At 47.4% G+C, this 21677-nt stretch carries 21 protein-coding genes; 14 read left to right on the forward strand and 7 right to left on the reverse strand.

Annotated features, from left to right (window positions below; all coding sequences use genetic code 11):
- Positions 1-13: 13 nt before the first annotated feature.
- Genes gspH through R2S67_RS16805 form a run of 7 tightly spaced genes read left to right on the forward strand, consistent with a single transcriptional unit; the run spans position 14 to position 5092 of the window.
- A complete protein-coding gene (gene gspH / locus R2S67_RS16775; RefSeq protein WP_145473360.1) occupies positions 14-616 on the forward strand; it encodes a type II secretion system minor pseudopilin GspH in 603 nt (200 codons plus the stop codon).
- Positions 603-992: a type II secretion system minor pseudopilin GspI gene (gene gspI / locus R2S67_RS16780; RefSeq protein ID WP_167310321.1), complete on the forward strand. Its 390-nt coding sequence runs from the start codon at positions 603-605 to the stop codon at positions 990-992. Before gspH ends, gspI begins: the two co-directional genes overlap by 14 nt.
- Positions 979-1656, forward strand: a complete 678-nt coding sequence (gspJ, locus tag R2S67_RS16785; protein ID WP_317345842.1) for a type II secretion system minor pseudopilin GspJ — start codon at positions 979-981, stop codon at positions 1654-1656. The genes gspI and gspJ overlap by 14 nt, the downstream gene beginning before the upstream one ends.
- On the forward strand, positions 1649-2659 hold the full coding sequence (gspK, locus tag R2S67_RS16790) for a type II secretion system minor pseudopilin GspK (RefSeq protein WP_006741791.1): 1011 nt from the start codon (positions 1649-1651) through the stop codon (positions 2657-2659). The genes gspJ and gspK overlap by 8 nt, the downstream gene beginning before the upstream one ends.
- Complete coding sequence (gene gspL, locus R2S67_RS16795) at positions 2628-3830, forward strand: type II secretion system protein GspL (protein WP_243326919.1); 1203 nt, start codon at positions 2628-2630, stop codon at positions 3828-3830. Before gspK ends, gspL begins: the two co-directional genes overlap by 32 nt.
- A gap of 7 nt (positions 3831-3837) precedes the next feature.
- Positions 3838-4329, forward strand: a complete 492-nt coding sequence (locus R2S67_RS16800; RefSeq protein ID WP_012841219.1) for a type II secretion system protein M — start codon at positions 3838-3840, stop codon at positions 4327-4329.
- Position 4330: 1 nt separating this feature from the next.
- The gene (locus tag R2S67_RS16805; RefSeq protein ID WP_182019143.1) at positions 4331-5092 is read left to right on the forward strand and encodes a type II secretion system protein N; all 762 of its coding nucleotides are present in this window, start codon (positions 4331-4333) and stop codon (positions 5090-5092) included.
- Positions 5093-5393: 301 nt separating this feature from the next.
- Here R2S67_RS16805 and cysQ read toward each other — a convergent pair whose 3' ends face one another.
- The 4 genes from cysQ to R2S67_RS16825 all read right to left on the reverse strand — a co-directional run bounded on the left by cysQ (position 5394) and on the right by R2S67_RS16825 (position 8419).
- Positions 5394-6221 carry a 3'(2'),5'-bisphosphate nucleotidase CysQ gene (gene cysQ, locus R2S67_RS16810; RefSeq protein ID WP_054867792.1) on the reverse strand — a complete coding sequence of 276 codons (828 nt, stop codon included), beginning with the start codon at positions 6219-6221 and terminating at the stop codon, positions 5394-5396.
- 44 nt (positions 6222-6265) lie between these two features.
- The gene (gene nudE / locus R2S67_RS16815; RefSeq protein ID WP_005394971.1) at positions 6266-6835 is read right to left on the reverse strand and encodes an ADP compounds hydrolase NudE; all 570 of its coding nucleotides are present in this window, start codon (positions 6833-6835) and stop codon (positions 6266-6268) included.
- Positions 6836-7011: 176 nt separating this feature from the next.
- On the reverse strand, positions 7012-7596 hold the full coding sequence (nfuA, locus tag R2S67_RS16820; protein WP_005394968.1) for a Fe-S biogenesis protein NfuA: 585 nt from the start codon (positions 7594-7596) through the stop codon (positions 7012-7014).
- A 97-nt stretch (positions 7597-7693) separates the two neighbouring features.
- Positions 7694-8419, reverse strand: coding sequence for a ComF family protein (locus R2S67_RS16825; protein ID WP_317345848.1), 726 nt, complete (start codon positions 8417-8419; stop codon positions 7694-7696).
- Between the two features lie 84 nt (positions 8420-8503).
- Between R2S67_RS16825 and bioH the strand changes: the two genes are divergently transcribed.
- Positions 8504-9271: a pimeloyl-ACP methyl ester esterase BioH gene (gene bioH / locus R2S67_RS16830; protein WP_006741796.1), complete on the forward strand. Its 768-nt coding sequence runs from the start codon at positions 8504-8506 to the stop codon at positions 9269-9271.
- Positions 9272-9395: 124 nt separating this feature from the next.
- Positions 9396-9860 carry a hypothetical protein gene (locus R2S67_RS16835; protein ID WP_005379316.1) on the forward strand — a complete coding sequence of 155 codons (465 nt, stop codon included), beginning with the start codon at positions 9396-9398 and terminating at the stop codon, positions 9858-9860.
- An 88-nt stretch (positions 9861-9948) separates the two neighbouring features.
- Here R2S67_RS16835 and R2S67_RS16840 read toward each other — a convergent pair whose 3' ends face one another.
- Complete coding sequence (locus R2S67_RS16840; protein WP_317345851.1) at positions 9949-12270, reverse strand: Tex family protein; 2322 nt, start codon at positions 12268-12270, stop codon at positions 9949-9951.
- A gap of 229 nt (positions 12271-12499) precedes the next feature.
- On the opposite strand from R2S67_RS16840, the gene R2S67_RS16845 reads away from it, so the two are divergent.
- The 5 genes from R2S67_RS16845 to envZ all read left to right on the forward strand — a co-directional run bounded on the left by R2S67_RS16845 (position 12500) and on the right by envZ (position 17733).
- Positions 12500-14380 (forward strand): ATP-dependent zinc protease, encoded by a 1881-nt coding sequence (locus tag R2S67_RS16845; protein ID WP_317345853.1) that lies wholly within the window; start codon positions 12500-12502, stop codon positions 14378-14380.
- 116 nt (positions 14381-14496) lie between these two features.
- Complete coding sequence (gene greB, locus R2S67_RS16850) at positions 14497-14988, forward strand: transcription elongation factor GreB (protein WP_005394962.1); 492 nt, start codon at positions 14497-14499, stop codon at positions 14986-14988.
- Between the two features lie 105 nt (positions 14989-15093).
- Positions 15094-15489 (forward strand): DUF1090 domain-containing protein, encoded by a 396-nt coding sequence (locus R2S67_RS16855; protein WP_005394961.1) that lies wholly within the window; start codon positions 15094-15096, stop codon positions 15487-15489.
- 129 nt (positions 15490-15618) lie between these two features.
- Positions 15619-16338 (forward strand): two-component system response regulator OmpR, encoded by a 720-nt coding sequence (gene ompR / locus R2S67_RS16860; protein WP_005394960.1) that lies wholly within the window; start codon positions 15619-15621, stop codon positions 16336-16338.
- 102 nt (positions 16339-16440) lie between these two features.
- A complete protein-coding gene (envZ, locus tag R2S67_RS16865) occupies positions 16441-17733 on the forward strand; it encodes a two-component system sensor histidine kinase EnvZ (RefSeq protein ID WP_047009400.1) in 1293 nt (430 codons plus the stop codon).
- 73 nt (positions 17734-17806) lie between these two features.
- Here the strand turns inward: envZ and R2S67_RS16870 are convergent, their stop codons facing one another.
- Together R2S67_RS16870 and recG are read right to left on the reverse strand one after the other, a co-directional pair.
- Positions 17807-19195 carry a uracil-xanthine permease family protein gene (locus R2S67_RS16870; protein ID WP_317345859.1) on the reverse strand — a complete coding sequence of 463 codons (1389 nt, stop codon included), beginning with the start codon at positions 19193-19195 and terminating at the stop codon, positions 17807-17809.
- Positions 19196-19428: 233 nt separating this feature from the next.
- A complete protein-coding gene (recG, locus tag R2S67_RS16875; RefSeq protein WP_317345861.1) occupies positions 19429-21510 on the reverse strand; it encodes an ATP-dependent DNA helicase RecG in 2082 nt (693 codons plus the stop codon).
- Positions 21511-21677 lie beyond the last annotated feature (167 nt).

Raw genomic sequence — 21677 nt, forward strand, 5'->3', positions numbered from 1 at the left:
ACTAATGAAGCAAATGCGAAAACACAACGGTTTTACATTGATAGAAATTCTATTGGTGCTGGTTTTGCTATCCCTCACGGCAGTGGCCGTGATCACGACATTACCGACCAGCCAAAAAGATCTTTCCAAACAGTATGCTCAAAGCTTTTTTCAGCGTTTACAGCTACTTAACGAAGAGGCCGTACTAAGCGGTAAAGACTTTGGCGTTCGAGTGGATGACGCTAAATCAACGTACGCTCTACTGAGTTTGACCACGGAAGGTTGGCAGCCTCTGGAGTTAAAGCAGATTCCGAGCAAAACCAAGTTGGAAGATGACATTACGCTACTGCTCGAGCTAGGTGGCGGTGCTTGGGATAATGATGATCGCCTATTCAAACCGGGCTCTCTTTTTGATGAAGACATGTTTGCTGAAGAAGAAGACGACGAAAAGAAAGTTAAGCCACCGCAAGTGTTTATCTTCTCCAGTGCAGAAGTTACGCCATTTACTCTGTCTTTTTTTCCGCAAAATGGTGACGCCTTTAATGACGGGTGGCGAGTCATCGGCAAAGAAAGTGGACAAATCTTGTTACTAGCGCCGGGCGAAGAAGTGAAAGAGGATGAGAATGCGCAATTCTAAGCAAGCTCGCCCACATTGGAGTCATCGCCGGACGAGAGGCATGACACTACTGGAAGTATTGGTCGCACTGGCTATTTTCGCCACCGCTGCCATCAGCGTCATTCGCTCGGTGAGCCAGCATATTAATACGATCAGTTATTTAGAAGAAAAAATGTTTGCAGCCATGGTTGTGGATAATCAGATGGCCAACGTGATGTTGAGTACCAGTGAACTTAAAGTAAAGAACGGCACAGAAGAGCTGGCTGGGCGCACTTGGTACTGGAAAATCACGCCTGTTGCCACCACGCAGCCATTGCTGAAAGCATTTGATGTGAGTGTCGCGGTAGAGAAAAACGCGAGCCCAGTCGTGACGGTACGAAGTTATGTGGCGCAATAAGAATCCACGCGCAAGTAAGCGCCAACTGGCAAAAGGTTTTACACTTATTGAAGTGTTGGTCTCGATTGCCATCTTTGCCAGTTTAAGTGTCGCCGCGTATCAAGTGGTATCGCAAGTGCAGCGCAGCAATGCGCTATCACAAGAGCGAACTCAGCGCTTAAATGAAATTCAGCGCGCCATGGTGATGATGGATAATGACTTTCGTCAAATGGCGATGCGCCAAACGCGGACAAATGGTGAAGAGCCCGCGAGCCAACTGATTTTTTGGTCAGATTACTTGCTCGACTCCGACACTAAAGGGCTAATGTTTGCTCGTTTAGGATGGCACAACCCTCAACAGCAGTTTCCCCGAGGGGAGGTCACCAAGGTTGGCTATCGTTTAAAAGAAGAAACATTACAACGAGTATGGTGGCGCTACCCTGACACGCCAGTGGGTCAACAAGGCATCGTTACCCCATTGCTGACGCAGGTCGAATCGTTTGATATGCGTTTTTACGATGGTAAACAATGGAAAAAAGAGTGGAATGATGAAAAGTCGCTACCGAAAGCGGTTTCTGTGATCCTTACTCTCAAAGACTATGGAGAGATTGCCCGCACTTATCTGACTCCTGATGGCACATTGAGTCAGAAAGAAGGAAGTTCAGGAGGCAGCAATAATGGTTAATCGTCAGCGCGGTGTCGCTTTGATTATTGTGCTGATGTTACTAGCGATTATGGCGACAGTTGCCGCCAGTATGTCGGAGCGTTTGTTTTTGCAGTTTCAGCGGGGCGCCAATCAAGTTAACTACCAGCAAGCGTATTGGTATAGCCTTGGGGTAGAGGCGTTGGCAAAAGTCGGTATCGAGCAAAGCTACAAAGACACCGATACGATCAATATGAGTCAGCCGTGGGCAATAAAAGAACAAGTCTATCCGCTAGATTATGGTCAAGCGGCGGGACGAATTAGAGACAAACAAGCGTGCTTTAACCTCAATGTATTGAGCCGTGTGCAACCGACAGGACAGCAAATCGCAAGACCGTATTTAGTCAATGTGCTGCAGCGTTTATTGGAAGAATCGGATGTTGAATCGTATCAGGCAGAAATCATTGCAGACTCTACCTGGGAATACATTGATGCTGATGACACCGTGCGCTCCACTACCGGGGTCGAAGACAGCACATATGAAGCGATGAAACCCGCGTATTTAGCGTCAAATGGCTGGATGGCAGATGCCACCGAGTTACGAGCGGTTTATCAGGTGAGTGGTGAGATTTTCCAAAAATTGGAACCGCTAATCTGCGCATTGCCTAGTGATGATTGGCGTTTAAACGTAAATACGATTGAAGTCGAGCAAGCTCCGATTTTGGTGGCAATGTTCTCACCAAACTTAAGCAGTAGTGATGCGATTCAGCTGATTGAAAAACGCCCATTTGATGGGTGGGATAGCATTGATGAATTTTTAGCAGAGTCAGAAATGGCTGGCTTGAGCGAAGATGTAAAGAAAAACGCCAAAGGCTATTTGGGTGTGGATAGCGCCTTTTTTGAATTGGATGCACAAGTGTTGGTGGATGAATCACGTGTACGTATCCGAAGCCTTTTGCAAAGTACAAATAGAGAGACGGTGACCGTAGTTCGCCGTCGTTTTGGAGGGATCAGTGAGCGAGTTTCTGACCGTTCGGCTGAGTAGCGAACAACAAAGTACCATTCCTTGGGTGGTGTGGTCGACAGATCAACAGGAAGTGATTGCCAGCGGTGAAATCGCCGGATGGGAACACTTAGATGAGTTGATCTCTTATGCAGGTCAGCGCCAAGTTGTGGCGCTATTGGCGAGTAATGATGTGGTCTTGACGCAAGTGGATATACCGCCAGGCGCAACACGTCAGTTCGACGCGATGTTACCGTACCTCGTGGAAGATGAAGTCGCGCAGGACGTTGATGGCCTTCACTTTACCGTGTTAGGTAAACAAGCGGATAAAGCGCAAGTGTGCGCTGTTGAACGCGCTTGGATTCAGACCGTATTGCAGCGTTTTTCAAGCCAAGGCATCACCATCAAACGCATCTTGCCAGATGTGCTTGCGCTACCTGTTCAGGGAGAGCATAGCAGTGCCGCGATGCTTGGTGATCAATGGTTGATTCGTCACTCAGCGACAGAGGGTGCGGTTGTCGATGCTTCTTGGTTAGACCTTTACCTCTCTTCTTATCTACAAAATCATGAAGGTTGGAAGCTCGATTGCTATAGCTCAGTCCCTGAATCTGCGTTACCTGAAGTATGGGAGCCGCAGCCAGAAGAAATGACCATGGGGTTACTGGCGAAGGGGGTTACAGAAAGCAAAGTCAATTTGCTGACCGGGATCTTCAAGCCTAAATCTTCTTGGGGTAAATACTGGAAGCTCTGGCAAAAAGCCACCATTGCTGCGGGCGTGCTTATCGTCGTCATGGTTGCGCAGCAGTTGCTCGTCGTCCACAAGTACGAAGCACAAGCACAAGCGTATCGTAAGGAGAGTGAGCGTATTTTCCGCCAGGTGTTCCCGAATAAACGGCGAATTCCTACCGTTAGTTATCTCAAACGACAAATGGATGATGAAGAGCGCCGCTTATCTGGTGGTGGCGGTCAGCAGGCGATGTTGTCTTGGTTGGCGGCACTGCCCGCGACACTTGGTCAGGTCAGCGATTTGGAAATCACCAGCTTTAAATATGATGGTCAACGTGGCGAAGTGCGAATTCAAGCTCGCAGTTCAGACTTCCAACCTTTTGAGCAGGCGCGTGTGAAATTGGCAGAGAAGTTTAATGTTGAGCAAGGACAGCTGAACCGTAGCGATAACGTTGTGGTTGGCAGCTTTGTTTTGAAGCGTTTGTGAGGTGATGATGAAAAACTTAATTTCTCAAGCTCAGGCTTGGTGGAGCAGCATCTCACAGCGTGAGCAGCGTTTGGTCATGGGATGTGGCGCTATTGCCGTTATCGGTATTATCTATTGGGGATTGCTACAGCCAATGAGCCAACGGGCGGAGCTAGCTCAATCACGTATTCAAAGTGAAAAACAGTTGCTGGCTTGGGTACAAGATAAAGCGGATGGCATTACTGCACTGCGCAAAAGCAGCGGTGTGAGCTACTCTAGCCAACCGTTGAATCAACTGGTTTCTTCTTCAGCCCGTCGTTATAAAGTTGAGTTGATTCGAGTACAACCTCGCAATGAGAGTGTTCAGGTGTGGATCAAACCACTCGCGTTTAATCAGCTGGTGGATTGGTTACGTTACTTGAAAGAGCAACAGGGTATTGAAGTCGAATTTTTAGATATCGACCGAACGGATCAAGCGGGCATGATTGATGTGAACCGCCTTCAGTTTAAGCGAGGTTAAGGTGAAGCGAGCAGTACTTTACGTTGTTATCTTTATCGTCTTTTTTTCAGTCAGTCTTTTAATGGGATTACCCGTTTCTTGGGTGTTACAGCAAGCACCAACCGTGAGAGGACTAGACATTCAGGGAGCCAATGGCTCTGTATGGCAAGGTCAAGCTTCTAGTGTTCGTTGGCAGCGCCAGAACCTTGGAGAAGTTAATTGGGATTTCCAATGGTCGAGTCTACTAACTGGTAAAGCTGAGTTTGCCGTACGCTTTGGTCGTGGTAGTGAAATGGACGTTCGTGGTCGCGGTTTTGTTGGCTATAGCTTGAGTAATGGCCCTTATGCCAAAAACTTAGTTGCCTCGATCCCAGCAGTAAAAGTTGTTGAGCAAGCACGTCTCCCTGTGCCCGTCGGCGTTGATGGGCAACTTGAGTTAAATATTCGTCATGCGACTTATGCCGCGCCTTGGTGTAAGAATGGTGAAGGCACTTTGGTATGGAATGCCAGTGGTATTCAAAGCCCTGTTGGTAGCCTTGAACTCGGTCCTGTGATTGCCGATCTAAACTGTCAGGACAGTGTGTTGACAGCGACTGGTGAGCAAAGCAGCAAACAAGTCTCAGCGGCGTTTTCGGCAGAGCTGATGCCTAATCAGCGATACTCAACCAAAGCTTGGTTTAAGCCAGGAGCTGAGTTCCCATCCAGCATGAGTGAGCAACTGAAATGGTTGGGCAAGCCGAACCCTCAAGGTCAATACGAGTTTAATTACCAAGGTCGCTTCTAACCTATCATGACAAAAACCAAAACTCTCAAAGAGCTGCGATTGTGCAGCTCTTTTTGCTTTTGGATCATAGTAGGCGAAACCCTCTATTCGCTGTACAAAGATCGTGGTGATAATGAGATTTAATTATAAGGTTATGATTCTAAGGGGTTTGTTTTCTTGTGTTCAGCACTTTAAGCGATTGGAACATAGTAGGCCAAATGCTCCTAACGCTGTACAAACAGGTAAAAAAAGAAAAGGCCACGAACATATCCGTGGCCTTTCAATTGCTAGTACTTAGGCGCTAACTTTACGGATAGAGCGCTTAATCTTTGCGTTGTAAAATCTCATTCCAAGGTAAATCCGCGTCACCAAGCACAATAAAGTTTGGGTTCTCTAGCGTTTCCCGCTCGTTATATGACAGCGGCTCCAATTGCGTGCTGAGAATGCGACCGCCCGCTTCTTCAACAATGCACTGTGTCGCGGCGGTGTCCCACTCACCTGTTGGGCCTAGTCTGAGATAGCAATCCACAGCGCCTTCTGCAACAAGACACGCTTTTAATGCCGCAGAGCCGAGCGGAATTAAATCGTAATTCCAAGCACTGCTCATGCGGCTAGTGATGCGATTGATGTCTTGACGGCGGCTAATAGCAATCGCGATGCTTTGCCCTGGCTGCTCGTGTTTGTGCGTATGGATTTTTACGCTGTCCGACATGTCGGGAATTTTCCAAGCACCTTTGCCACTATAAGCGTAATAAGTCACGCCAGAGACAGGGCCATAAACGACCCCCATGGTTGGTTTGTTGTTGTCGACCAGTGCAATAATAGTCGCAAAGTCGCCGCTGCGAGCGATGAATTCTTGAGTACCATCGAGAGGGTCGACTAACCAATACCGTTCCCACTGAGCTCGTTGCTGGAGGCTGATGTCTGCGTCTTCTTCTGACAATACAGGAATGTCGGGTGTGAGTTCACTCAAGCGTTCTGTGATGAGCTTGTGAGCCGCGATATCTGCGCTCGTTACCGGAGTCTCGTCACTTTTTGTGTAGGCCTCGTACTGTTTTTTTTCATATATTTCGAGGATCATTTGCCCGGCACTACGGGCAATTTCGATGACTTGAGGAAGCAGGTGAGATAGATCTTTTGTCATTGGCATAAGTGATAGTCCTTACTCACAGTATTATTCGGTTCTCATGACCGTTATTGGTTATGTTTGTGAGTGGTGTTTGGTAAGTGTTTCAGTGCCAACATTAGCGCGGTGATGCTTCGTGCTTCACAGAAATCCATGTGAGTTAATAACTCTTCGGCTTGCGCAAGTGGCCAACGCACAATTTCCAGTGGCTCAGGCTCATCGCCTTCTTGCTTCTCTGGATAAAGCGCCTGTCCTAAAAATAGAGTCATTTTGCTCGAAAAGTAAGACGGCGCGAGGATAACTTGTTTCAACGGAGTCAGCTGATTGCAGCCAAAGCCGATTTCTTCTTTTAATTCTCGATCCGCAGCTTGGTGTGGGGTTTCACCTGGATCAATCAACCCCTTCGGGAAGCCCAACTCGTAGCGTTCAGTCCCAGCGGCGTATTCACGTACCAGTAATAAATCGCCTTGCTCAGTCACAGGAACCACCATCACCGCATCGCGCCCACTTGGCTTCATGCGTTCATAAGTACGGTGTTCACCATTGGAAAAACGAAGGTCGAGCGCTTCCACGGCAAACAGTTTGGATTTTGCGACCGTTTGGCATGAGAGTATCTCTGGTGGGGTCCGTTTCGACATGGCGCTGGCTCCTTGGTGTCGTTGGCGTTTACGAGATGCGTAAGATTCTTAATATATGAGAACTCCGCCTGAGTTTCTAGCGGATTTTACGGGCAGAACTAAGCATCTCAAGGTTACCTCAGTATCGATACAAAAATGGGAGACCGAAGCCTCCCATTTTCTGACCGTATTTACTCTTAGTAGTAAGAGTGATCACCACGGTCATGTTCTGTTGCATCACGAACAGCGGTGAGTTCACCAACGAATTGGTTTAGCAGTTCTTTCTCGATGCCTTCTTTTAGTGTTACGTCAACCATAGAACAGCCATTACAGCCGCCACCAAATGCAACAATAGCAATGCCGTCTTCAGTGATCTCAACCAAGTTTACGTGACCACCGTGGCCAGCAAGCTGTGGGTTGACTTGAGTTTGGATAACGTATTCAACGCGCTCAACCAGTGGCGCGTCGTCCGCAACTTTACGCATTTTAGCGTTCGGAGCTTTTAGCGTTAGCTGAGAGCCCATTTTATCGGTAACAAAATCGATTTCAGCGTCTTCAAGGAATGGCAGACTTAGCTCATCCACGTAAGCTGAAAAACCGCTGTAAGGGATTTCAGTGTCGGTCGCTTCTACTGCTTCTGGTGGGCAGTAAGACACGCCACACTCAGCGTTTTGTGTACCTGGGTTCACAACGAAAATACGAATGTTAGTCCCTTCAGGCTGTTGACCTAAAAGGTTAGCGAAATGCGTTTGCGCAGTTTCTGTAATAGTAATATTTGACACGACGAATACCCGAGTAAATTTGTAGGTTACTGCTGCTATTCTACTCTTGTTGACGTATGGGTCTAGTCTTTTTGATGCTAAGGCATGGCGAAGCGATCTAGAGAGAACGAGGAGCAGGTGTTCTGCAGATGCAGTAAATATCGATGCTTTCTACGCCAACTTCAAGTAGTAAATGACATAATTGTCGGACGGTACTGCCTGTGGTGACCACATCATCGACGATGGCAACGTGGGAAGATGGCGGTCGCTTATTGAGAACAAACGCGCCTTTTAAGTTTTGCTCACGGCTTGCTTTGGTATTACCACGCTGTGATTGGGCGAGTCTGACCCGGCGAAAGACCTTCGCATCAAAATTGGTCTGCAATTGCTGGGCTAAATGTCGGGCTAAAACATCACTTTGATTAAACCCCCGGCGTAGGTAGCGCTGCCAGTGCAGTGGCACACTGGTAATGATTGGGGCTGATGTTGTAATGCGCTGCGCCAGTTGCTGGGTTAGTGCTTTTACATGCCAAGACTCTCCATGATCTTTTAAGCGTTGTACTTCCCGTGAAAGGGGAAAGTCGTAATCGCCTAACGTATATAGTCTTTGCCATGGCGGTGGTTCTGAAAGGCATTCACCACAAATACTATCCGTACTCATCTCCTCTTTCTGTAACGTTAAACCGCAACGTTGGCATCGCTTGATTGGAGTTAGGTGCTGTAAACAGTGCTCACACCAACGCAGAGCATGCGTTTGGTTTGGTGTTTGAATAGGGAACCGACACAGACCGCATTGACTGCTCAACACGCGATGCATGATGTTTTGCCAGTGATGAGATAACATAGCGCTTATTCATGGTGATATTTTACTCAGCCTAACGCTTGGCTGATGGCGTAGGGAATAAAATAAGTGGGAGAGATTGAGAGCATGAGCACGAAATTACATTGGCAGTCGTTTGGTGAAGGACCTGATCTGGTGTTGTTACATGGTTGGGGTATGAATGGCGCGGTTTGGCAGCAAACCGTCGAATCACTTCAAACCGATTTCCGTGTTCATGTTGTTGACCTTCCGGGCTATGGACACAGTGCCGAGCATCATGGTGAAGATTTAGACCATATTGCTAACTTGGTCGCGCAAAGTGCGCCAAAGAAAGCGATTTGGCTTGGCTGGTCCCTCGGAGGCTTAGTGGCGACGCATGTCGCATTAAACATGCCCGAGCGTGTGACTAAGTTGATCACCGTAGCCAGTTCACCAAAATTTGCCGCAGAGAAGCCTTGGCGCGGTATTCAACCGAATGTACTGAGCGCGTTCACCTCTCAGTTGTTAGAAGATTTTTCACTGACCATTGAGCGCTTTATGGCGTTGCAAGCGATGGGCAGTCCATCTGCACGCAAAGATGTGAAACAACTCAAGCAAGCGGTACTGTCGCGCCCTCAGCCAAACCCTGAGTCGCTGTTGGTTGGGCTAAACATCCTTGCTGATGTGGATCTGCGCGATGCATTGACGTCTCTTTCTGTACCAATGCTGCGTCTTTATGGTCGTTTGGATGGATTGGTGCCGATTAAAGTGGCGAATGATTTAAGTGAACAGTTACCTCATACTCAGCAGTTTGTTTTCAATCAGTCCTCTCATGCGCCCTTTATGACCGAACATGACGAGTTTTGTGCCCAAATTCGAGAGTTTGCTCACGATTAGTCAAATACAAGCGGAAAAAGCTCAAGCTGTTTAAAAAGTGGTCGATATAAAGGTTGGTGAGGTTTTATTAGCCAATAAAGCTAAGCCATATTGACGAGTTGGGCGACTCTGAGGAGGGTTCGCAATGATTGTGTCACCGACCAACGTAAGTGTGCCACTGATCGCCCCATCCGTGAATGTGCAGACGGAACAAGCAGCTCGCGACAATAAAGTCCGAGAGCCTGTGACGCCAACGGTCGCATTGGCCAAAACCAATGCAGAGCGAAAAGTAAAAGGCGATGACAAGCGCCGACGTCAGTCTTCTTGGGATCCTTCAGAGCATCCTGATTATGACATGGAAACAGAAGTCGACACGCGTTATCAAGAAGAGCCGGAAGATACACTAGAACGGCTTTTTAGTTTGCTTGCGCTCAAGTCGTACAGTGAAGACCAAGGTAAGGGCTACGCAATTCGTTTTCGCTTACCAAAGCGCATTTTGGATGCTGCGATCAATGAAGGATTAATGGAAAAGCGCAGGAAGGTGATCAAGTTTCATTATGGTCATGCAGTCGCTCCCCATACCCCGTCAGAAGTGATAGCAGTATTATGACGACTCAATATCCTACTCAAACAAAAACGCTCCAAGCAGATTGAACTGATTGGAGCGTTTTCTTTTTAGCAGTGAAACCTAGGTAAGGTTACTTTTTCGCTTTAGCAAACGCTGCCGCAAAAGCACCGCCCATTGCACTGTTCGATGAAGACTCATCGCGGCGAGGCTGACGACGTTGCGCTTGGTCATTACGACGTGGCGCTGCTGATGAGCGTTGGCTACGGTTATCTTGACCCGGCTCGTCGTTCAAACGCATCGATAGACCAATACGCTTACGCTGTACGTCCACTTCCATCACTTTTACCTTGACGATGTCACCTGCTTTCACGACTTCACGTGGATCAGAAACATAGCGGTCAGTCAGCGCAGAAATGTGGACCAGACCATCTTGGTGAACACCGATATCGACGAAGGCACCAAAGTTGGCTACGTTAGACACCACGCCTTCTAGGATCATGCCCGGTTCTAGATCAGAAACTGAGTTTACGCCTTCTGCAAACGTAGCGGTCTTGAATTCAGGACGTGGGTCACGACCCGGTTTATCCAGTTCTTTGATGATATCGGTAACCGTTGGGACACCAAAGTGTTCATCGGTATAGTCCACAGCGTGTAAGCCTTTGAGGAATGCTGAGTCACCAATCAGTGCCTTGATGTCTTTGCTGTTTTTCTCTGCAATTGCTTTGACTACTGGGTACGCTTCCGGGTGGACTGCTGAAGCATCAAGTGGGTTCTTGCCGTCCATAATACGTAGGAAGCCCGCACACTGTTCGAACGCTTTAGGACCCAAGCGAGGTACTTTCTTTAACGTCGTACGTGCTTCGAAGCGGCCATTTTCGTCGCGGAAGTCGACAATGTTCTGCGCGATGGTGCTTGATAAGCCTGCTACGCGCGTTAATAGTGCGGCAGAAGCCGTGTTCACATCAACGCCAACCGCGTTTACACAGTCTTCCACAATCGCATCTAGGCGTTTTGCCAACATAGATTGGCTTACATCGTGCTGGTATTGACCCACACCGATCGATTTCGGATCGATTTTCACGAGCTCAGCCAATGGATCTTGCAAACGACGCGCAATCGACACTGCACCACGCAGTGATACATCCATATTCGGGAACTCTTTCGCTGCGAGTTCAGAGGCCGAGTACACCGATGCGCCTGCTTCGCTGACGATGATTTTCTGAACTTTTAGGTTACCGCGTTTGATTACGTCTGCGACAAAGCTATCGGTTTCACGAGAAGCCGTGCCGTTACCAATCGCAATTAAATCCACGTTGTACTTACGCACTAACTGGTCAACGATTTGCGCTGATTTGTCGTATTGTTTTTGCGGAGGGTGAGGGTAGATGGTTTCTGTAGCCAGAACTTTACCCGTTGAATCGACAACCGCGATTTTTGAACCGGTACGCAGACCAGGATCGAGACCAAGTGTTGCACGAGGGCCTGCCGGCGCCGCCATCAACAAATCTTTTAGGTTGGTCGCAAATACTTCAATCGCTTCAATTTCAGCACGCTCTTTCATTGCGCCCATTAGCTCGGTTTCCATGTGCATCGATACTTTGATGCGCCATGCCCAGCTGATCACTTGTTTACGCCATGCATCTGCTGGTGCGCTACTTAACGTCACGCCATAATGGTCGGCAATGATGGTTTCACAGTAAGATTGGCGAACACCTTCTTCCTGCTCTGGGTCAGCGTTCATGGCTAAAGTCAGGAAGCCTTCATTGCGGCCGCGCAACATCGCAAGTGCACGGTGAGAAGGGACTTTGCTCAGCGGTTCGTTGTGATTGAAGTAATCTTTGAACTTCTCACCTTCTTGCTCTTTTCCTTCAACGACGCGTGAGACAAGTTCCGCATTACGATTTAAGTGGTTACGGATTTTTTCCAGTAAGTTTGCGTCTTCAGCAATGCGCTCCATGATGATTGCGCGAGCGCCATCCAGTGCCGCTTTGGTATCCGCGATGCCTTTGTCCGCATCAAGATATTTCGTCGCTTCGCTTTCTGGTTCTGTTTGTGGCTGGTTCCAAAGTGTATCCGCGAGAGGCTCTAAGCCAGCTTCAATGGCGATTTGGCCTTTAGTGCGGCGTTTAGGTTTGTAAGGTAAGTAAAGGTCTTCAAGACGAGTCTTGCTATCGGCTTGAATAATTTCTTGCTCAAGCTCAGGCGTCAGTTTGCCTTGCTCTTGGATCGATTTGAGAATGGTTTGACGGCGGTCATCCATTTCACGAAGGTAAGACAGACGGCTGTCCAGAGTACGCAGTTGGGTATCATCAAGGCCACCCGTCACCTCTTTGCGGTAACGTGCAATAAAAGGGACGGTGTTACCGTCATCAATTAGGGTGACAGCGGCGTTGACTTGCTCTGGGCGAACATTCAGTTCTTGAGCAATCATACGACAGATAGCTTGGCTCATCCGTGTTTTCTCTTTCAATTCGGTTTGGGTTGTATAGAACATTGGGGTCGTTCGAAGAATTTGCAATGTTTTAAATTAACGAGACAAAAATTTACCGGGCGCTGGTGGACATCAGTCAGATTTGTGTCAAAACTGTAATTAAATTGAGAACTTATATCCGCAACTATCGACTAACCTATATCCACGGTTATTGATATAACTAAATGTACCTCGGCTTATACGGATAATCATGATGAAAAAAATGTCTTTGGCGTTAGCGCTTACGAGTGCCTTACTTGTCGTCCCGCTTAGTTGGGCACAATCCATATCAGCAACCACACAAGACCCTGTATATCAGCTTGATGACAAGTTGGTGCTTGGACGAGTGGAGAGCGTTTACTACAGTGATATTCCAGAGCTAAAAGCGGTACCATTTATTGGCAAGATTGATACTGGTGCTGACACCACGTCTATGCATGCAGAGAACATCCATGTCAGTAGCTCTCATCCTGACTACCAGAACTTGAAAGACAACGAGTTGTTGTGGGCGATTGTCGATGATTTAGGTGGGACGAAGGCGAAGTGGGATGCCGATACTTTTAAACCATATCAAGTGAAGGTGAGCTTTACGGTTCCTCATCCTTACACAGGAAAAGAAATACAGATTACCGATGATCTGGAACGAGTGAGCGCTATTCGTAGTCGAACAAGCAAAAAGCCTATTTTACGCCCGACGATAAAAATGCCGATGACGATTGCAGGCCACACCGTTGATACAGAAGTGAACCTGACCAAGCGCACGCAATTCTCTTCTCCTATCTTGATTGGTAAAACCTATCTCGATAACAATGCGTGGGTATTCGCTGGCTACGACTATCTTCAAGAGCAACCAAGCGCAAAAATGATCGGCAAAAAAGAGACGGTTGAAGTCGAGGGTGTGCCATACAAGATCAGCATCTCAACCACCAGCCGCTACACCAACGTTCACGCACTGGATATCAAGGTTGATAAAAAGAACAATGAAGTTTCTTTCACGCTAGAAGGTGAAAACGGCAAGCGCCACCCAATGACGTTACCTTTGGTACGCATGCTGAAAACCACCAAGAGCGAGCGTCCGTTGGTCTACTTACCAGTGAAAATCGACGAAAACGAAACTCAACGTTGGTTAGTCTATTTGCGTGACCGCAGTAAGTTCAGTTCACAAATTCGCTTGGGTCAGGATGTCGCGAGCCAACACTTTGTGATTGATACCGACAGAGAAAACCTATTGGGCGGTGTTGAAAAAACGTTCAAGAGCGCACTCAAGTCAAAGCCCCTCGTGATTTCACCGGAAGAACAAGTCACCATTGATGGTTATACCGTTCCTGCTTACCCCACGTTTACGGTGAAAACGCCATTACTGCGTGTAAATGGCTTTGAAGTAACAGAAAAAGGTAAGGATGAATCCGTCACGTTTTATTTAATGAACGATGAGGGTAAAGAAGAAAAAATTACCAAGCCCGTGGTGAAAAAGCTCAAAGTGGGTAGCACTGTGCGTCCCGTTGTTGATGGCGATTTCCTTTTCGGTAGTAAAGAGACATCAATGGAATTTGCACTCGATGTGCTAGATGAAGACGAGACGCAACCATTTTTCGTCTTTGGTCATGATATCGCCAAAGGCGGTGTGCTGCTGAATACTCGCGCCGACCATTTACTAGATGCAAGGCCACTTTTCAAAGCCGGTCATATCGAAGTGGCTGAAGTGGAAGGGATGTCTTTCCCTGTCAAATTGGACACTGGTGCTGACGTGAGCTCGATTAATGCCAAGGACATCAAGCGCTTTCAAAAAGACGGTAAAGATATGGTGAGTTTTACTTATGAAAACGATCTAGGCATGACCAAGGCGTTTACCCGTGAGGTGGTGGATGTCATGCGTATAACGGCCAAAAAAGGAGAAAAGGCCAATGAACGGCCTGTAGTAGAAATGCACGTTAAGCTTGGCGAGTTAGAGAAGAAGATCCGAGTCAATTTGCAAGACCGAGGTCGCTTCCATTACAGCATGATTTTAGGTAAAAACTTCCTAAAACATGGCGCGGTTGTTTCGAGTGATACGAATTACATCGTGACGCAAAAACCAGATTACGAAAAGTAGCACTCTGGCCGCCTTATTATCTTGATACCCAAAGCCCGAACGAAGCCAGTGCTTTGAGTATATCATCTCCTTAATGCTGCTCAAGAGCGGCATTTTTAGTTGAGATAGGAGTTAACTTGAAAACTAAGCTGATTACCCGTGAAGGTTATAACAAACTCAAACAAGAGCATGATTACCTTTGGAATGAAAAGCGTCCTGAAATCACCAAAATTGTCACTTGGGCGGCGAGCCTGGGCGATCGCTCAGAAAATGCGGATTACACCTTCAATAAACGTCTGCTTCGTCAGATCGACCGTCGTGTTCGATTTCTTCGCAAGTTTCTGCCTGAAGTCACGATCGTTGACTATTCTCCGCAGCAAGAAGGCAAAGTCTTTTTTGGTGCTTGGGTTGAAATAGAAAATGAGGCAGGAGAGGTGAAGAAGTTCCGCATAGTTGGGCCTGAAGAGATTTATGGAGATGCGAAAGACTACATCTCTATCGATTCACCTATGGCGCGAGCGATGTTGAAAAAGCAAGTGGATGAAGAATTCACGGTGCGAACCCCAGAAGGTGAAAAAGAGTGGTTCATTAACTCGATTGAATACAACAAACCAGCCTTGGAAGACTGAGGCTTTATCACCGATTCAAGTCTCTTGAAGTTCACTGGAAGTGACTTGAGTCTCAACGTCAGCTTATTGAATACAAAGGCATGGTGCCTTTCTCGGAGAAGTAAAATGAACAAAGCAGTCATGTGTAGCGCTGCACTAACAATAGGATTCTCACTCTCAGTTTTTGCTCAAGATGAAGTGAAAGGCTGTGACGCCAAAGAGTTAGCGGTAGAACAGCAGCTTGAGTATGCGAAAGCACAAGGTAATGAACATCGAATTAAAGGCTTAGAACAGGCACTTACCGCTATCCAGAATGAATGTTCGGAAGGTGAACTGCGTCAAGAACTGCAAGCGGAAGTGGACGAAAAGGCGCGAGACGTTGAGGAGCGTGAGCAAGAATTAGCGGAAGCGCAGCGTTCAGGGAAAGCAGACAAAATCGAGAAAAAACGTCACAAATTGGCAGAAGCACAACAAGAGTTACTTGAGGCCAAACGTGAACTGGAATGGAATTATGGCCAATAGTAGGTGCTGAAAATACCTGCTAGAGAGAAAATAAAGCGCTTAAGATAAAAAGAGTAACAATTTGCTTGAGCACGTTAGGAAAAACAGTGATACATTTTCGACAATAGATGCTTCTGAAAGGATGTTTCAATGCAAGAAAATCATAAAATTTTAGTGGTTGATGACGATGCTCGTTTACGTGCTCTATTGGAGCGTTACCTTTCTGAGCAAGGTTTTCAGGTCCGAAGTGTCGCCAATGGCGAACAGATGGATCGCCTACTAACGCGCGAAAACTTTCACTTAATGGTGCTGGACCTAATGTTACCAGGTGAAGACGGTTTGTCGATTTGTCGTCGTCTACGCCACGCGAACAACATGCTGCCAATCTTAATGCTCACCGCGAAAGGTGATGAAGTGGACCGCATTGTGGGTCTGGAAGTGGGGGCGGATGATTATTTGCCAAAACCATTTAACCCACGTGAATTACTCGCTCGCATTAAAGCCGTACTACGCCGTCAAACCGTAGAGTTGCCGGGCGCGCCAAGCACCGAAGAAAAAGTAGTGGAGTTTGGTGAGTTCCGACTCAATCTAGGCACTCGCGAGATGTTCCGCGGTGACGAGGCAATGCCACTGACCTCAGGAGAGTTTGCTGTCCTGAAAGCGCTCGTGACGAATGCGCGAGAGCCGATGTCACGAGACAAATTGATGAACATGGCACGTGGCCGAGAATATTCTGCGATGGAACGTTCTATTGATGTGCAAATCTCACGTTTGCGTCGCATGTTAGAAGACGATCCAAGCAAGCCACGCTACATTCAAACCGTGTGGGGCTTAGGTTACGTTTTCGTCCCAGACGGCAAAGAGGTGTAATCTCCTCACTCCATAGCCAGCACTTGGCTATAGCAACTTCAGCCTTCAAACCCTTTCCTTCGAAGGCTGAAATTTCGCGATTAGGACCACTAGGAACGTTCCATGCGCATCCGAAGTTCACTGACACAATCTATTCTGCTGTTCATCTCTTTGCTCCTCGCTAGCCAAGTTTTCTCTTACTACGCCGTTTTTAACTACGCGTTGATGCCGAGTTTGCAGCAGTTCAATAAAATTCTCGCCCATGAGCTCAATTTGGTGCTTGATGATGAAGGACCATTAAAATCTGATGCACCGCTGAGACGTCAGTTATTAGAAAGGCTGGGGGTGACGGTTCACAGCCTCGACAGCGATAAAGCGGTTGAATTTCATCACGCGATGTCGATTGATTTGATGTCTGAAGAAATGAGCCAAGAGTTAGGTTCGCCCACCGAAGTGCGCTTATTGCTTGGCGATGAAAGCTACATCTTGTGGATGCACATCGAAAAGTTGCCGAACTCCATTATTCGTATTCCTTTATCTGAGCTGCAAGAAGAAGATTTTGCACCGCTATTTCGTAACAGCTTGATTATGGCGTTGCTGATCATTGCTGGTGGTTGGTTGTTTATTCGTTTACAAAATCGCCCACTTTTGGCTTTAGAGAGAGCCGCGAAAGACGTCGGTCGAGGTGAAATCCCGCCACCGTTGGCAGAAAAAGGCGCATCGGAGATTCGCTCTGTAACCCGAGCGTTTAATCAAATGTCCAAAGGCATTCAGGAGCTCGAAGAAGATCGCGCCCTATTAATGGCGGGGATTAGCCATGACTTACGAACACCGCTGACGCGCATTCGCTTAGCTACAGAAATGATGTCTCCCGAGGACAGCTACCTTGCTGAAGGGATCATTAGCGATACGGAAGAGTGTAATGAGATCATTAGTCAGTTTATGGACTACCTCAAACCGGTGAACAAAGAATCGTTTGAACCTGTGGATATCAGTACGATTGCCAGTGATGTCGCCAGTTCAGAAGGTGGCTATGAGGCTGAAATTGAAACGGATCTTAATCCTAACCTGCCACCAGCTAAAGGAAGCGCCATTGCGATTAAACGGGCGATCAGTAATTTAGTTGTCAATGCACTGCGTTACGGCAATGGCTGGGTCAAAATCAGTACCGGTGTGACAGCAGATAAGCAGCTAGTGTGGATATCGGTAGAAGACAACGGACCGGGTATCGAGCATTCTCAAATCGCAAAATTATTTGAACCCTTTACGCGTGGTGATACAGCTCGTGGCAGTGAAGGTACAGGGCTTGGGCTGGCGATAGTGAAGCGTATAATCAGCCAGCACTCAGGCTCTGTGGTGATGCGTAATCGCAGTGAAGGCGGTTTAATCGCTCAAATCAGCTTTCCTACCAAGTAAGTCGGTGACTGTACCATTTAAAACAAAGAGCCCAACCTAAACAGGTTGGGCTTTGCTTTTCTCTACAATCTTATTAAGACTCTTTCACTTCTTGAGGAAGTTCATCTTCGTCTTCCAGTTTCTCTGGCAGAAGTAGGTTTAAAATGATCGCTGTGATACCACCTGCAGCAACGCCAGTGGAGAAAATACTCTTAATAAATTCTGGCATGAATTGCAGAATCTCTGGTTTTTGCGCGATACCAAGCCCCATTGAAAAGGATAAGGCCATGATCAGAATTGCGCGGCGATCGAGCTCAACACGAGAGATAATACGCACACCAGCGGCAGCAATCGTACCAAACATGACAATCGTTGCGCCGCCAAGTACTGGCTCAGGAATCAGCTGAACAAAGCTAGCAACACCAGGAAACAAGCCAAGAATCACTAACATGGCAGAAATAAAGTAACCCACGTAACGGCTCGCGACCCCTGTTAGCATGATGATGCCGTTATTCTGGCTAAAGGTGGAGTTCGGGAAACTGTTAAACACGGCTGCGATTGCAGAGTTTAAGCCGTCTGCTAACACACCACCCTTAATGCGTTTCATGTACACAGGGCCTTTGACTGGCTCGCCAGACACTTCGGATGTGGCGGTAATATCGCCGATGGCTTCTAGTGCGGTAATAAAGAAAATCAGCACCAGCGGAATGAACAGAGACCAGTCAAACGATAAGCCATATTGCATTGGTACCGGTAGTGCTACAAGCTCGGTTGTGCCTAGCTGAGAAGTATCTACCATCCCCATAAAATACGCCATGATGTAGCCTACTAGCATCGCAATCACAATCGAAGCCACACGGATATATGGGTTTTTCGAGCGGTTTAATATCACAATCAAGCCAAGTACCGTTCCAGCGAGCGCCAGTTTGTCTAAGCTGCCGAATGTTCCTTCATTTAATGCCGCGTAGCCACCGCCCATTGATACTAAGCCGGCTTGAATCAGTGTGAGACCGATAAGAGTGACGACAATGCCTGAAACGAGCGGAGTGATAATGCGACGAGCATGCTCTAATACGCGAGATAGGAAAATCTCTGCAAATGATGCGACTAAAATCGTACCAAAAATGGCTGCCATCATGGTGCTGATGTCTGCACCACCAGCTTTTAGCGATAGGCCTGCACCAATAATAGGACCTAAAAAGTTAAAGCTGGTGCCTTGAACAGAGAGTAAACCAGAGCCAATTGGGCCAAAGGTGCGAATTTGAATAAACGAAGACACGCCTGACGCAAATAAAGACATGCTGATGATGGTATTCGTTTGGTCTGCTGGTACCCCCAAAGACTGACAGATGATCAGTGACGGAGTGATAACCGCGACAAACATCGCCAATAAGTGCTGAAGTGCGGCAAAAATGGTTTGAGGCAAAGGTGGTCGATCATTGAGTTGATAGACCAGTTCCGAAGATCGGTTTGAAGTTGTCATTGTTTGTCTCGCTAGTCGCAATATATTCCCAGATCTCGCTGAATGGGAGAGCAGGGTGGAGTTGACGTCGTTACCTGTGATTGCTGTTAATCAGAGTCAACTCAGGTTGGTGGAGTGTGATGCAACACACTTAAAAATTTGTGCGGGATTATAGAGAGATTTACCTAAAAAGCAAACGATTGCTTTGGTTTTTAGTGTATTAAAAAACGAGCCATTTGGCTCGCTTTTAATCACTATGCTTTGGAGTAAATATCCCGCTCACCCAACCAGCGATCAATAATTGCTGTTGCGTTATTCGGGTAATTGTCATGAATATGACGCGCAATGCGCTGAACTTCGGGAATCAGACGTTGATCTCGAACTAAGTCTGCGATTTTGAAATCAGCAAGACCAGTCTGTTTTGTACCCAATAGTTCGCCCGGGCCACGAATTTCTAGGTCTTTCTGTGCAATGACGAAGCCATCGTTACTTTCACGTAGTACTCCGAGACGTTTTTGCGCGGTTTTCGACAGTGGAGAGTGGTACAGCAGCACACAATGGCTAGCAACGGAACCTCGGCCCACGCGACCTCTTAGCTGGTGTAATTGTGCTAAACCGAGACGTTCGGGGTTTTCGATGATCATCAAGCTAGAGTTTGGCACGTCTACGCCCACTTCTATCACGGTCGTTGCGACCAGCAAATGTAGTTTATTGTCTTTGAAATCTTGCATCACCGCTTGTTTCTCTGCTGGCTTCATTCGGCCGTGTACTAGACCAATTTTTACGTCCGGTAGCTTACGTTGAAGCTCTTCAGCGGTATCAGCCGCGGCTTGTGCTTCTAATACTTCCGACTCATCAATCAGAGTACACACCCAATATGCCTGCTTACCTTCGTTTAAGCAGGCATTTTGGACACGCTCGACGATGTCGTCACGTTTTGTGTCAGGAATGGCGACGGTTTGAATCGGCGTTCGACCCGGAGGCAGTTCGTCAATCACGGAAGTTTCCAGATCGGCGTATGCGGTCATCGCTAACGTGCGAGGAATGGGCGTTGCCGTCATGATCAACTGATGAGGATAAGCGCCTTGCTTTGCACCTTTTTCACGCAATTCTAATCGCTGATGGACACCGAAGCGGTGCTGTTCATCAATGATGACCAAAGCAAGGTGATGAAATTCAACGTGCTCTTGGAATAGCGCGTGAGTACCCACTACCATTTGTGCTTCACCACTGGCAATACGAGCCAGCTCGGCTTCCTTTGCCTTACCTTTGAGTTTGCCCGCTAACCAACCGACTTGAATGCCCATTGTTTCAAACCAGTTGGCGAAGTTGATCGCGTGTTGCTCAGCCAATAGTTCGGTTGGTGCCATGAGTGCCACCTGATAGCCGTGCTCAATGGCACGAACGGCGGCCAAAGCGGCAACCAACGTTTTCCCCGATCCCACATCGCCTTGCACTAGGCGCATCATTGGGTGCGGTTTTTCTAGATCGGCTTCAATCTCTTGTACTACTCGGGTTTGAGCGTTTGTAGGAGAGAAAGGCAGTTGGGCTAAAAGCTGCGTTTTTAGTTTATTACAAGGACCGAGAGGTAGCGCTGAATCCTTCTGGCCTTTGCTACGCACCGCCAGCATGGATAAGTTTTGTGCGAGCAACTCTTCCATGATCAAGCGGATTTGAGCAGGATGTTTGCCTTCATCAAACTCATCTAAATTAATGGTTGGTGGTGGGCGATGAATGGTGTGCAGCGCTTGCGACATCGTGATTTGATGGTTATACAGCCCGGCTGGAAGTAATTCCTGCACTGCGGTTTTATCAAGCAGGGCTAAAGCTTGTTCGGTAAGGTTGCGCAATGTGATTTGGCGTAAACCATCTGTAGTGGGATAAACAGGGGTTAAGTTCTGTTCTACATCGGGCTTTTGATCGCTGACGTAAAACTTGTAGTCAGGATGAACAATTTCCAAGCCCATGCCACCGCGCTTAATTTCACCGTAAGCATGTACTAACTTACCTTGTGTGAAATTGTTCTTCATGGCCGCGGTAAAGTTGAAAAAGCGCAGCGTGATAGTGCCATTACCGTCGCTGATTTTTACCGTTAACATTTTGCGCTTACCGAAGATGGTATCGACTGCCATGACCTTGCCTTGCACGGCCGCCCAAAGGCCGGCATGCAGTTTAGCAATAGGATAAACACGGGTACGATCTTCGTAGCGCAGTGGAAGATGAAACAGCAAATCTTGAACGCTATGTAAGCCAACTTTGGCGAGTTTTTCTGCGACTTTCGCGCCAACCCCAGAAAGGGAGGTTAATGGGACGGCAGATAACATTTGGGCGGACATAGAGGGCTCAAGAAAATGGTTAACATAGCAGTATGTTAACCATGGAGCTGTGTTTTTGTACAGGAAAAAATAGTCATGCTTTAGTTAGTGTCATGATTTGACTGATAACCTGTCATTCCGAGGAGCCTAGCGACATCAGGAATCTATTTCCAACAAGTATGTCGTTG

The sequence above is a fragment of the Vibrio sp. T13N genome (genome assembly GCF_032970445.1).
Lineage (GTDB): Bacteria > Pseudomonadota > Gammaproteobacteria > Enterobacterales > Vibrionaceae > Vibrio > Vibrio diabolicus.